Genomic DNA, 11,882 nt, shown 5'->3' with positions numbered 1-11,882 from the left:
ACATCGAAGGATGCAGTCGCGGTTCATCATCGCCGGCGATGAACGCGGCCCTCGCGCGCGGGAACCTGGAAAGGACCGAACGAACGGGCCGAGCCGAGGAGTACCGGTGATCGTCACCCTCATCATCGTCTGCGAAATCGCCTTCTGGGTGCTCCTGGTGGCAGGGCTCGCCTTCCGCTATGTGCTGCGGATGCCGCGCGTGGGACTCGCGCTGCTGCTGTGCGAGCCGCTGCTCGAAGTCCTGCTGCTCGCCGTCACCGCGATCGACCTGAAGAACGGCGCGGAGCCCAGCGCCAAGCACGGGATAGCCGCGCTGTACATCGGGTACACCGTCGGGCACGGCCACCGCACCGTGAAGTGGCTGGACGGGCATGCCGCACACCGCTTCGACGGCGCCCCGCTGAGGCGGCCGCCGCGCTACGGGATGGCGCGCGCCCACCACGAGGGCAAGGTATGGCTGGGCACGGTGCTCGCGGCCGCGGTCGCCTCCGGGCTCCTGATGCTCGCGATGCTGTACGTGGGGGACGCCTCGCGCACGGACACGCTGGAGAGCTGGCAGGTCACGGCCTGGGAGATCACGGGTATTCACGGGGTGATCGCGCTGAGCTATGCGATCTGGCCGCGGAAGGAGCCTGCGGGGGAGAGGAAGGGCCGGGCACGCGACCTGACGAAGCTCTGAGGCTCAGTCGCGTTCGCCGCCGGGCACCCACAGCACATCCCCGACCTCCTTGTTGGCGATGCGCGCCAGGATGAACAGGAGGTCGGAGAGGCGGTTCAGATAGGTGGCGGTGAGCGGGTTCATCGTTTCGCCGTGCACCTCCATCGCCGCCCACGTGGAGCGCTCGGCCCGCCGCACCACCGTGCACGCCTGGTGCAGCAGCGCCGCGCCGGGTGTGCCGCCGGGGAGGATGAACGAACGCAGCTTCTCGAGCCGCTCGTTGAACGTGTCGCAGTCCGCTTCCAGCCGGTCGATGTAGAACTGCTCGACCCGCAGCGGCGGATACTCGGGCTCCTCGACGACCGGGGTCGACAGGTCGGCGCCCACGTCGAACAGATCGTTCTGCACCCGTACGAGAACCTGCTTGACCTCGTCGTCGAGAGCGCCGAGGGCGAGAGCGGTGCCGAGCACGGCATTGGCCTCGTTGGCATCGGCATAGGCCGAGATCCGCAGATCGGTCTTCTGCGTCCGGCTCATGTCACCGAGGGCGGTGCTGCCCTGGTCGCCGGTGCGGGTGTAGATGCGCGTCAGATTGACCATGCACCGAGACTACGCCCCGCGGATCGGGCTCCCGCCTTAGTGAACAGCCTTGTGCCGAGTCTCACGGACAGAGCGGACAGGGCGAAGGACGCGCTCGGCCCGTTCGACGCACTCGAGAAGATCCTGGGCGAAATGGTCCTCAACTACGCGGTGCGGACCGCCCGGTGAGCCGGTCCGGTGTGATGTGCGTCGTATCGGGCGTGACGCGCATCTCGTAGCACCCCATCCCGGGCTCACGGCCGCTAGGGTCCGCCGGGTAGGACCGTAAACAGCTCGTAAGTTCGCCAGTACAGCGTTGTGCGCACAGGGTGGTGCGCGCGGCGGGACAGGAGAAGACCACAGTGGCCAGGAAGCTTGCCGTCATCGGGGCCGGACTCATGGGTTCCGGTATCGCTCAGGTCTCCGCCCAGGCGGGCTGGGACGTGGTCCTGCGTGACATCACCGACGAAGCCCTGACCCGCGGCACCGACGGCATCAAGGCCTCGTACGAGAAGTTCGTCGCCAAGGGCAAGCTCTCCGCCGAGGACGCCGAGGCCGCGCTCGCCAGGATCACCACGAGCACCGATCTGGACGCGGCCGGCGAGGCCGACATCGTCGTCGAGGCCGTCTTCGAGAAGCTCGAGGTCAAGCACGAGATCTTCCGCACGCTCGACAAGATCGCGCGCGAGGACGCTGTGCTCGCCTCCAACACCTCCGCGATCCCGATCACGAAGATCGCCGCGGCCACCGAGCGCCCCGAGCGCGTCGTGGGCGCGCACTTCTTCTCGCCCGTGCCGATGATGCAGCTGTGCGAGCTGGTGCGCGGCTACAAGACCAGCGACGAAACCCTGGCGCGGACGCGGGAGTTCGCCGAGTCCGTCGGCAAGACCTGCATCGTCGTCAACCGTGACGTCGCCGGCTTCGTCACCACCCGGCTGATCTCGGCGCTCGTCGTCGAGGCCGCCAAGCTGTACGAATCGGGCGTCGCCACCGCCGAGGACATCGACATCGCCTGCAAGCTCGGCTTCGGGCACGCCATGGGCCCGCTGGCCACCGCGGACCTCACCGGCGTCGACATCCTGCTGCACGCCACCAGCAACATCTACACCGAGTCCCAGGACGAGAAGTTCGCGCCGCCGGAGCTCATGCGCCGGATGGTCGACGCCGGGGACATCGGACGCAAGAGCGGCCAGGGCTTCTACAAGCACTGAACCCGCACCGGCACGGGGCCGCTTCCGCCGTGGGGGCGCCTTCGGGCGCTCGACGGCGGCAGCGGCACCCGCATCGCTCGCACGAGTGAATTGGGTATCGGTTCGCTTACGGACGGCAACTCCCGTGACCGTAAGCCAGTCAGTTGGGTTGAAGACTCAGGCAGGCCGCGCGTACGCAGGGGGTCGCTGCGCACGCCATGACGACCACTGTGGGGAGCGCATATGTACATCAGGGGCGACCACGCCGAGCTGGCCGTCGGGGGCAGCCTCGACGTCCGCAGCGCGGCGGACGCCCGGACCGTCCTGCACTCCGCTCTTGATGAAGGGGCGGGCGATCTGGTCCTCGACCTCGCGTGCCTCGACGCGCTCGACGCCACCGGGCTCGGCGTGATCATGGGCGCACACCGCCAGGCAGGCCGCTGCGGCCGCCGGCTCGTGCTGCGCAATGTGCCGGCGCAGATGCAGCGCCTCCTCGTGGCCACCCGGCTGCACCGGATCCTCGCGATCGAAGGCGGCATCGGGGCGCATCCCCTCTAGGGCGTGTTTCGAAAGTCGCTTCTGCCCCGCGACGCCCGGCACGCACTCTCGCCGCACGGGCCGAAAGCCCGAGTACGTCCAGTACGAGGACTTCCGGCCCGCACGCCGAGAGCACGCACCGGACGCCGCAGGGCCCGCCCTCCGGGCGGACGAAGCGACTTTCGAAACACGCCCTAGGGGTGTCCGGCGGGGCCGGAAGACCCCCGGTCGGGACAAGGCTCCGCACCCGCACAATCCTCACGAGACCGTGATGTCCCGGACGGTGCGGCACCCCGACTGTTCGCAGATACTGGCCGAACGTCTAGGGTTCGGTCACTCAACCGCTCATACGACAGAGCTACAACGGAGCTACGGCAGAGCTACGGCAGAGCTACGGCAGAGCTCAACAGAACGCAGGACCGGACCAGAAGCGACAGTGTGATGTGCGAAGGCCGGGGAAGCCGAGTCGCATCCGCTTTTGGGGGGCTTTGACCATGGACCCGATGAACCGGGGACCGCAGGACTTCGGTCACGACGAGGGCCGGACCGGCGCGGACGGCGCGGACGGCGCGTTCGACGCGGAGCACAAGGAACACGCCGGGAGCGCGCGGCAGGCGGACACACCGCAGCGGCCGCCCCGCGACGCCATCACGCCCGACTTCGGCAGCCCCGTGCCCGCGCGCACGGTACAGCTGGTCTCCGGCGACCTCCTGCTCACCGTGAACCCCGTCGACGGCAGCGAGATCGAGGCCTGCCCGCCCGGGGAACTGCCGCCGTGCCCGCGGAAACTGACGCCCGCCGAGCGCACCGAACTCGCCCGCGCCGCCGTGCCCCCGGTACCGCCCGGGCCCGAACAGCCGCGCAGCGTCCTGCTCGAACGCCAGGACGAGCGCGAGGACCTCGTCCGGCTGCTCGCCCGCGGCCGCTCCGTGCGGCTCACCGGCGCGCGCGGATCCGGCCGCACCGCACTGCTCGCCACCGTCGCCGAGGACTGCCTCGACCTCGCGCCCGACGGCGTGATCCGGCTCAACGGCCACAAGCGCGGCGTCGGCGAACTGCTCCACGACCTGTACGCCTCCGTGTACAAGTCACCGCTGCACCGGCCCGACCGCGCCGAGATACTCGGCCTTGTCCACGACATCGGCGCCGTGGTCGTCGTGGATGATCTGGAGTTCGGCGGCAGCGCGCTCGACGAACTCCTCGATGCCACCCCGGAATGCGCCTACCTGCTGGCCGCCACCCCCGACATACCGGAGCCCGGCCCCGAGGCACACATCGAGGAGGTCTCCCTCGGCGGACTCGCCCGCAGCGCGGGACTCGACCTCCTGGAGCGGGCCGTCGGCCGGCCCCTCACCGAGGACGAGACCGCCTGGGCCGGTGACCTCTGGTTCGAATCCGAAGGTCTGCCGCTGCGCTTCATCCAGGCCGGTGCGCTCCTGCGCCAGCGCGATCTGCTGCGCGCTGACCCCGCCGCCTTCGACGAGTCCGGCCACTACGAAGGACCCGGCGCCGCACCCGTCCATGCTCCCCTCGACATGCCCTCCGACGCCCCTGTCGACGGAACCGAGGACGCCGGGGACTCCGAGGACGCGCCCGCCGAGGCCGAGGACGGCCACATACCGCTGCCGAGCCTCGCCGAAGGCGCCGCACCTGCCGAGATGCTCGCCTCACGGCTGAGCGAATCGGCCCGTACGACCCTGAGGTTCGCCGTCGCCCTCGGCGGCGAGGTGCCCCACCAGGCCCATCTGCCCGCACTCGTCGGCGACACCCACGCGGACGCCGCGCTCGGCGAACTGGCCGCCGTCGCCCTCGTCACCCCCGTCGGAGCGCGCTGGCGGCTCGCCGCGGGCGTCCACACGCAGCTTGCCGCCGCCGGATACGCCGCGAGCGCCGAGGAGCGGGCGGAGCTCGCGCACACGGCCGCACAGCACTACGCCTGGTGGGCCGGGCACCCCTCCGTCACGCCCGAGCGGGCCGCCGGCGAGGCGGAGGCCGCGCTCGCGGCACTCACGGTGCTGCTCGCCGCCCCCGAATCCGGACACACCAGCTCCGCCGTCCTGCTCGCCCGCACCGCAGCCCCCGCCTATGCCGCAGGGCTCGACTGGAGCGTCTGGGAGCGGACGCTGAGGGCCGGGCAGGAAGCGGCGCGGGTGGCGGGTGAGGTGGCCGAGGAGGCCTACTTCCACCACGAGTTGGGGATCCTGGCGCTGCTCGGCGGCCACCTGGACCGGGCCCGTGCGGAACTCGAGGCCTCGATCGGGCTGCGGGGTGCGCTGGCCGACAAGCGGGGCACGGTGGCCGGGCGCCGGGCGCTCGCGCTGGTGGCGGACCGGTCCGGGGAAGTACTCCCCGGTGCCCGTACGCCGGCCGGCGAAGAGGCCCCGGACGCACGCTACGAGGAACCGGCCTCGCCGCCCGGCGGCATACCGGCGGCGCTCGCCCTGCCGGCCCGTGATGAGGAGCCGCCGACGCTGATATCCCGGCCGGGGGCGTCGGGGGGCGCTTCCGGCGGTCGTCTCGGCGGCCCGGGTGGAGGCAGCGGCGGGACCGGTGACGGCGGTGGTGAGGGGCGCGGCCCCGGTGGAGCATGGCTGAAGGGCGGCAGTGCCGGGCGCGCCGTGCTCAGCGGTACGCGGCGGAACCTTGTCGCGGCCGGGGCCGGGGCGTTGCTCGCGGCGGTGCTCGGGACGGTGGTGACGCTCGGGGCCACGTCGGACGAGGATCCGTCGAACCGGGTGCGGCCGGATCGGACCACGAGCGAGCAGAGCGTCGGCGACGGACTGGACGCCGACGAGCCGACCGCGGGGGAAGAATCGGCGGAGTCGACGCGGCGGCCGTCGGAGCCGGGAGAGGACGGCTCGGCGGGGGCTTCCGACGAGCCGACTCGGCCTGGGGCGAGTGCGTCGCCTTCGGACGAGCCGGGGGAGGACCCGACGACGGGCAAGCCCACACAGACGTCCGAGTCGCCGGACGCGGGTGAGACGACGTCCGAGTCGCCGGACCCGGGTGGAACGGCGTCCGAGTCGCCGGATCCGGGTGGGACAGTGTCCGAGTCGCCGGATCCGGGTGGGACAGTGTCCGAGTCACCATCGGCTTCCCCCGACAACTCGACGACGGCCAGCGCTTCGGCCTCAGGCAGTCAGACCGAGAGCGAGTCGGCGAGCAGGCCGGTAGGCAGCCCGGTGGGTTCGTCAGAGAGCGGACCGGCCGACAGTACGAGCGCGTCGGAGAGCGCGTTCGGCGTGATCTAGAGGGTGTCCGACCTTCTGATCCGCCGGACACCCTAAGGCCGAAGGGGGCCCACCCGCCCGGCCGGCGTTTGAGGACGAGCGCGTTCAGCGCGAAATGAGGGCCAGGGGCGAAGCCCCGGGTGGCCCACCCACCCCGTGGGTGCTTCGCACAACTGGGCCCACCCACCCCGTGGGTGCACCGCAACCGCACAACAGGGGCCCGCCTCCGGGGGCCGCACCCCCGGTTCTGTCGCCCCCTGCGGGGGCGTCAGAACAAGCGCAGCTTGTCGTCCTCGATGCCGCGCAACGCGTCGTAATCGAGAACGGTGCACCCGATGCTGCGGTCCGTGGCCAGGACACGAGCCTGCGGCTTGATCTCCTGGGCCGCGAAGATGCCGCGGACCGGAGCAAGGTGCGGGTCGCGGTTGAGGAGTTCGAGGTAGCGCGTGAGCTGTTCTACGCCGTCGATCTCCCCGCGTCGTTTGATCTCGACGGCGACCGTCCGGCCCTCGGCGTCCCGGCAGAGGATGTCGACGGGGCCGATCGCGGTCGGGTACTCGCGCCGGATCAGGGTGTAGCCCTCGCCGAGCGTCTCGATCCGGTCGGCGAGCAGTTCCTGCAGATGCGCCTCGACGCCGTCCTTGATCAGGCCCGGGTCGACCCCGAGTTCGTGGGAGGAGTCGTGCAGGATCTCCTCCATCGTGATGATCAGTTTCTCGCCTGCTTTGTTGACGACCGTCCAGACGTCGCCGTCCTCCTTGAGGGTGCACGGCGGCGACATCCAGTTGAGCGGCTTGTAGGCGCGGTCGTCCGCGTGGATGGAGACGCTGCCGTCCGCCTTCACGAGGATGAGGCGGGGGGCCGACGGGAGGTGGGCGGTGAGCCGGCCCGCGTAGTCCACGGAGCAGCGGGCGATGACGAGACGCATGGTCGGCAACGCTACTCGACGCGGCCCGCTTCGCGCGATTCGCCCCGGGGGCGGGCTCCGGGGCGAATCGGAGACGGGCCCCTGGTCGTCCCCGAGGCGGACCCGGGTCCGGGGGTATTTCCCGGCTTGCCCCCGTTCAACCTTGGTTGATTATTGGCCGGTTGTGGCTGCCTTCTCCTGGTGCGTGACCGATGACTTCCCTAACGTGTAAGCAGGAGGTCGCGAAACGTGCACGCTGCGTAGGCGGTTTCCGGCCCTGCCCGTAAACCCCCGCCCCGGGGGTCCGAGAGGAGTACCCATGTCGCTCGACGTCTCACCGGCTTTGTTGGCACAGGCCGAGCGAGGCGAGGTCGATGAAGCGGAATTCGTCGACTGCGTCCGGACATCCCTGCCGTACGCATGGGAGATGATCAGCTCACTGGTGGCTCAGCTGAAGGTCGACGGAGGAGAGTTCGCCGACAATCAGACCCCGCCGGCCAGTGAGCAGGAGCGCGGCCAGCTGCTGCGCGCCCTGGCAAGTGACGCGATACGCGGTGCTCTGCAGCGCCACTTCGGAGTACGGCTGGCCTTCCAGAACTGCCACCGTGTCGCGGTGTTCCCCGACGGCCCGGAGGCCGATGAGCGGCTGGCCCGCTTCACTTCGATCCGTGGCCAGTTGCTGAACCAGTCACCTTTGCTGCGGGACTGCTGAGCCTGTCGCTGCCGCTCCGTACGCGGGAGGTGTATCCGGGGCGGCAGCCCCTCGCTGTGCATAAGGGGGTGTCCGGCGGCGTGATCCGCCGGGCACCCCCCAATTCAGGCCAGCTGTGGCAGCACTTCGGCGCCGAGCCGGCGTAGGTTCTCCTCGGTCGAGGCAAGGTCTCCCGAGCCCTCCGTGAGCAGCGCGAAGCGTGTGATGCCCGTACGCTCCGCCGTCGCCGCGAGCCGGTCCGCGCACAGCCTGGGCGTGCCCACCGGGTGGATCGAGCAGAGCAGCCGGGTATACGCGAAGGGGTCGCGCATCGCGCGCTCGCGTCCGTCGACGGTGACATGCGCGTCGAGGCCCTGTTTGAGCCAGCCGGGCATCGCCTTGAGCAGCGTCTCGGCCGCTTCGACGCTGCGGTCCGCGACCTGGGCGACGCCCGCCGCCACATGCGGTGTCTCGGCCACCTCCTGCGGGCTGCGCCCGGCCGCATGCGCCGCCTTGCGGTAGGCCGCGATCATCTCGGCCTTCTGCTCGTCCCCGATGTGCATGCCGAGCAGCATCGCGAGTCCGCGTTCGGCGGCGAGGCGCACGCTGGCCGGTGAGGTGCAGGCCACGATCAGTTCCGGTCCGGCGGGCCCGCTCAGCGCCTCGTCGGGGCGCGGTACGACAGGGACCTCGCGGAAGGTGTAGCGCTCTGAGTCGGCGGAGACCTTCGGCCGGGTCAGCCACCGGTGCAGCAGGTCGAGCGATTCCGCGAACCCCTTCTCGTACGCGCCGATCCCGGCGCCGAAGACCTCCAGATCCACCCAGGGCCCGCCCCGGCCGACCCCGAGACTGAAGCGGCCGCCACTGGTGAGGTGCAGCAGCGCGGCCTGTTCGCCGAGGGCGACCGGGTGCTGGGTGGGCAGCACGCTGACCGCGGTGCCCACCCGGATCCGCCGGGTGCGGCCCAGCAGCAGGGCTGCCAGGGTGGTGGCCGAGGGGCACACTCCGTACGGCACGAAGTGGTGCTCGGCCAGCCAGACCGAGTCGAGCCCGGCCTCCTCGGCCACCTCGGCACTGCGCACCGCACGGTGCAGGGCCTCCCCCTGGCCCTGGCCCGGGAACTGGGCCGCGAGGACGAAACTTCCCACACGCATCGCTGACTGCCTCCTTGGCGCGGACGCGGTATCCCCCTGTTTCCTCAAGGGCATTAACGCCTGACACGTGCCAAAGGCACGGTCCCGCATGAGGATTGGCCCATTTTCTGATGAGTGGAGCGCGACTCGGGCCGAATGTGGTTTGTTCTGCGCTCGTTCGGGTCGTTGTGGTACGCCTGCCCGGATGCCCGGGGAAGTTGCCGGGGAGACGCGGGATTTCGTATGCGTCATTGTGGGCCCGACGACAGGTGATCGCAGGACTTGCTCGGGTGCGGGTACCCGCTCGGGTGACGCGTAGGCTTGACGGCGTTCAGTATCCGTGCGGTGCTGCTATGGACGGCTCCGCGAACCAGCCGGTGAGGTGTTCTGGTGTCCCCGCGTAAGAACCGTCCCAAGGGGGCGGGCCGGTCCGGCCGAGGCGGCGACGCGGGGAGTGAGGCCCCGGCGCTGCGGTACGGCGGCTTCGAGCGCCTGGAGGACCATCAGGGCGAGGAGTACTGCGTACGGCAGGTGGCGGGCGCGAGCGCGGCCGGAAAGACGTACCGCTGCCCGGGATGCGACCAGCAGATCCCCTCGGGGGTTGCGCATGTGGTCGCCTGGCCGCAGCACGGCGGGGTCGACGACCGCAGGCACTGGCACAAGGCCTGCTGGAACGCGAGGGACCGCCGCACCTCCAGGGTGCAGCGGTCCCGTAACGCGCCGAGGTACTGAGGTCGGCGAGGGCCCTGGGCGGAGTGGAGTTCCTGAGTCCCAGGGCCCGGCGGACCTACACGTCCCGCTGGTAGGTGAGGGCGAAGGCGCCGCCGAGTGCCACGACCGTCAGGGCCGCGAGACCCGCGAGCAGGCCCCAGCCGTTGCCCGTGCCCGCCTCGCCCATGAAGGGCAGCCCGAACAGGGTGGCGAGGCCGTTCAGCGGCGAGTACTCGACGAGGAACTCCTGCAGCTCGCGCAGGCTCTCCATCTGCATGAACAGGGCGAGCAGCAGCGGCAGCAGGATGACGCCGAGCATCGTGGTGATCGCGCCCGCGGAGTGGCGCAGCATCGCGCCGACGGCGAGTGCGAGCAGGCCGAGCAGCGCGACGTAGAGCGAGGCGCCCACGGTCGCGCCCAGCCATTCGCCGCTCGTGGCGATGACCACGCCGTCGACGAGGGACTCCGTCGGCAGGGTGGAGTACTCGCCGATGGGGCGGCCGCCCAGCATCGACGACTGGATCAGCGCGGTGAGCGTCGTGGCGATCAGCGTCATCGTGAACGACAGCAGGAAGTACACGATGGCCTTCGCGGCGAGCACCCGGCCGCGGGCCGGGCACGCGGTCATCGTCGTACGGATCATGCCGGTGCCGTACTCGGAGGTGATCACCAGGACGCCGAGGGTCACGATGCAGATCTGGCCGAGCATCAGCCCGAACAGACCGCCGGAGAGCAGCGGCACCTGGGTGTACTCGGAGCTGGAGAGCCCCGAAGCCGTCATCAGGCCGATGCCGATGACCAGCACGAACATCACACCGAGCGTCCACATCGTGGAGCGCACGGTCCGGATCTTGGTCCACTCGGAGGCGAGCGCGTGTCCGAGGTGGGTGGTGCGGACGGGGATCGGCGAGGTGTAGACGGGCGCGCCGCCGCCCTGCCACTGCGGAGCAGGCTGCTGCTCGGTGGGTGCGGCGGCGGGGGCCTGCGGGGGAGTGGGGGTACTCATCGGGCGGCCCCGTTCTCGTCGTTCTCGGGCTTGGTCAGGTTGGCGGCGGGCGCGGCGGGCGCGGCGGGCGCCGTGGGTGCGGCGGCCGGAGCGGCGGGTGCCGCGTCCGGCGCCGGGGGAGTGGCGGCCGGTGCGCCGGGCGCTCCCTGCGGCATCGCGAAGGGCTGCCCGCCCTGCTGCGGCGGCGGAGGCGCGTACCAGCCGGGCTGGCCCTGGCCGGGCAGCGGCGGCTGCATCCGCCCGGGCAGCTGCCCCTGCTGCGGCGGAAGCTGCTGCTGCAGACCGGCCTTCTGGTCGGCCGTGGAGCGGTAGTCGACCGCGCCCTGCGTCATCCGCATATAGGCCTCTTCGAGGGAGGCCTGGTGGGGCGAGAGCTCCCACAGCCGTACGTCCGACTCATGGGCGAGATCGCTGATCCGCGGCAGCGCCAGCCCGGTGACCCGCAGGGCACCGTCCGTCTCGGGCAGCACATGCCCGCCGGCCTCGGTGAGCGCGGCCGAGAGCTTCTCGCGCGCGGCGGGCTCGGTGTCCGGGGTGCGCACCCGCGCGAAGTCCGCGGAATTGGCCGAGATGAAGTCCTTGACGCTCATGTCGGCGAGCAGCTGCCCGCGCCCGATGACGATGAGGTGGTCGGCGGTCAGCGCCATCTCGCTCATCAGGTGCGAGGAGACGAAAACCGTACGGCCCTCGGCGGCCAGCGCCTTCATCAGATTGCGCACCCAGAGGATGCCCTCGGGGTCGAGCCCGTTGACCGGCTCGTCGAAGAGCAGCACCTGCGGGTCGCCGAGCAGCGCCGCGGCGATGCCGAGCCGCTGGCCCATGCCGAGCGAGAAGCCCTTGGAGCGCTTCTTGGCGACGTCCTGCAGCCCGACCACCCCGAGCACCTCGTCCACGCGTCGCGCGGGGATGCCGGAGAGCTGGGCGAGGCACAGCAGGTGGTTGCGGGCGTGCCGCCCGCCGTGCACCGCCTTGGCATCGAGCAGCGCGCCGACCTGGCGCGGTGCGTTGGGGAGACGGCGGTAGGGGTGGCCGGCGATGGTCACCCGGCCGGACGTGGGGTTGTCGAGGCCGAGGATCATCCGCATCGTCGTCGACTTGCCCGAGCCGTTGGGCCCCAGGAAGCCGGTGACGGCGCCGGGCCGCACCTGGAAGGAAAGGTTGTACACGGCCGTCTTCGCGCCATAGCGCTTGGTCAGGCCGACTGCCTCGATCATGCTGCACCCATCGACAGGTCAGGAAC

Annotated in this window: 11 protein-coding genes; 6 read left to right on the top strand and 5 right to left on the bottom strand. The window is 71.0% G+C overall.

What is annotated here, in order from left to right; genetic code table 11:
• The first annotated feature begins 106 nt into the window (after positions 1–106).
• Positions 107–679 carry a hypothetical protein gene (locus tag ACLF6P_RS19285; RefSeq protein ID WP_415951755.1) on the top strand — a complete coding sequence of 191 codons (573 nt, stop codon included), beginning with the start codon at positions 107–109 and terminating at the stop codon, positions 677–679.
• A 3-nt stretch (positions 680–682) separates the two neighbouring features.
• Here the strand turns inward: ACLF6P_RS19285 and ACLF6P_RS19280 are convergent, their stop codons facing one another.
• Positions 683–1,258 (bottom strand): cob(I)yrinic acid a,c-diamide adenosyltransferase, encoded by a 576-nt coding sequence (locus ACLF6P_RS19280; protein WP_415951754.1) that lies wholly within the window; start codon positions 1,256–1,258, stop codon positions 683–685.
• A 341-nt stretch (positions 1,259–1,599) separates the two neighbouring features.
• On the opposite strand from ACLF6P_RS19280, the gene ACLF6P_RS19275 reads away from it, so the two are divergent.
• From ACLF6P_RS19275 to ACLF6P_RS19265, 3 genes are all read left to right on the top strand, one after another.
• A complete protein-coding gene (locus ACLF6P_RS19275) occupies positions 1,600–2,448 on the top strand; it encodes a 3-hydroxyacyl-CoA dehydrogenase family protein (protein ID WP_415951753.1) in 849 nt (282 codons plus the stop codon).
• 222 nt (positions 2,449–2,670) lie between these two features.
• The gene (locus tag ACLF6P_RS19270) at positions 2,671–2,985 is read left to right on the top strand and encodes an STAS domain-containing protein (protein ID WP_415951752.1); all 315 of its coding nucleotides are present in this window, start codon (positions 2,671–2,673) and stop codon (positions 2,983–2,985) included.
• 473 nt (positions 2,986–3,458) lie between these two features.
• Positions 3,459–6,215, top strand: coding sequence for an ATP-binding protein (locus ACLF6P_RS19265; protein ID WP_415951751.1), 2,757 nt, complete (start codon positions 3,459–3,461; stop codon positions 6,213–6,215).
• Positions 6,216–6,462: 247 nt separating this feature from the next.
• Here the strand turns inward: ACLF6P_RS19265 and nucS are convergent, their stop codons facing one another.
• A complete protein-coding gene (nucS, locus tag ACLF6P_RS19260) occupies positions 6,463–7,122 on the bottom strand; it encodes an endonuclease NucS (protein WP_415951750.1) in 660 nt (219 codons plus the stop codon).
• Between the two features lie 298 nt (positions 7,123–7,420).
• On the opposite strand from nucS, the gene ACLF6P_RS19255 reads away from it, so the two are divergent.
• Positions 7,421–7,813, top strand: a complete 393-nt coding sequence (locus ACLF6P_RS19255; RefSeq protein WP_415951748.1) for an SCO5389 family protein — start codon at positions 7,421–7,423, stop codon at positions 7,811–7,813.
• 104 nt (positions 7,814–7,917) lie between these two features.
• On the opposite strand, the gene ACLF6P_RS19250 is transcribed toward ACLF6P_RS19255, so the two are convergent.
• Positions 7,918–8,946 (bottom strand): LLM class flavin-dependent oxidoreductase, encoded by a 1,029-nt coding sequence (locus tag ACLF6P_RS19250; protein ID WP_415951747.1) that lies wholly within the window; start codon positions 8,944–8,946, stop codon positions 7,918–7,920.
• A gap of 369 nt (positions 8,947–9,315) precedes the next feature.
• Between ACLF6P_RS19250 and ACLF6P_RS19245 the strand changes: the two genes are divergently transcribed.
• A complete protein-coding gene (locus tag ACLF6P_RS19245; RefSeq protein WP_415951746.1) occupies positions 9,316–9,657 on the top strand; it encodes an ATP/GTP-binding protein in 342 nt (113 codons plus the stop codon).
• A gap of 55 nt (positions 9,658–9,712) precedes the next feature.
• Here the strand turns inward: ACLF6P_RS19245 and ACLF6P_RS19240 are convergent, their stop codons facing one another.
• A complete protein-coding gene (locus ACLF6P_RS19240; RefSeq protein ID WP_415951745.1) occupies positions 9,713–10,642 on the bottom strand; it encodes an ABC transporter permease in 930 nt (309 codons plus the stop codon).
• Positions 10,639–11,856: an ABC transporter ATP-binding protein gene (locus ACLF6P_RS19235; RefSeq protein ID WP_415951744.1), complete on the bottom strand. Its 1,218-nt coding sequence runs from the start codon at positions 11,854–11,856 to the stop codon at positions 10,639–10,641. Before ACLF6P_RS19235 ends, ACLF6P_RS19240 begins: the two co-directional genes overlap by 4 nt.
• Between the last annotated feature and the right edge of the window lie 26 nt (positions 11,857–11,882).

It is taken from the genome of Streptomyces lothianensis, from assembly GCF_047779955.1.
Taxonomy (GTDB): domain Bacteria; phylum Actinomycetota; class Actinomycetes; order Streptomycetales; family Streptomycetaceae; genus Streptomyces.
The sequence above is the reverse complement of the archived record's forward strand: the minus strand, read 5'-3'. Positions and strand labels throughout refer to the sequence as shown.

Coding starts and splice junctions, on each gene's coding strand:
- nucS (WP_415951750.1), bottom strand. CDS start 7,122: ATGCGTCTCGTCATCGCCCGCTGCTCCGTGGACTACGCGGGCCGGCTC.
- ACLF6P_RS19280 (WP_415951754.1), bottom strand. CDS start 1,258: ATGGTCAATCTGACGCGCATCTACACCCGCACCGGCGACCAGGGCAGC.
- ACLF6P_RS19250 (WP_415951747.1), bottom strand. CDS start 8,946: ATGCGTGTGGGAAGTTTCGTCCTCGCGGCCCAGTTCCCGGGCCAGGGC.
- ACLF6P_RS19255 (WP_415951748.1), top strand. CDS start 7,421: ATGTCGCTCGACGTCTCACCGGCTTTGTTGGCACAGGCCGAGCGAGGC.
- ACLF6P_RS19240 (WP_415951745.1), bottom strand. CDS start 10,642: ATGAGTACCCCCACTCCCCCGCAGGCCCCCGCCGCCGCACCCACCGAG.
- ACLF6P_RS19270 (WP_415951752.1), top strand. CDS start 2,671: ATGTACATCAGGGGCGACCACGCCGAGCTGGCCGTCGGGGGCAGCCTC.
- ACLF6P_RS19265 (WP_415951751.1), top strand. CDS start 3,459: ATGGACCCGATGAACCGGGGACCGCAGGACTTCGGTCACGACGAGGGC.
- ACLF6P_RS19235 (WP_415951744.1), bottom strand. CDS start 11,856: ATGATCGAGGCAGTCGGCCTGACCAAGCGCTATGGCGCGAAGACGGCC.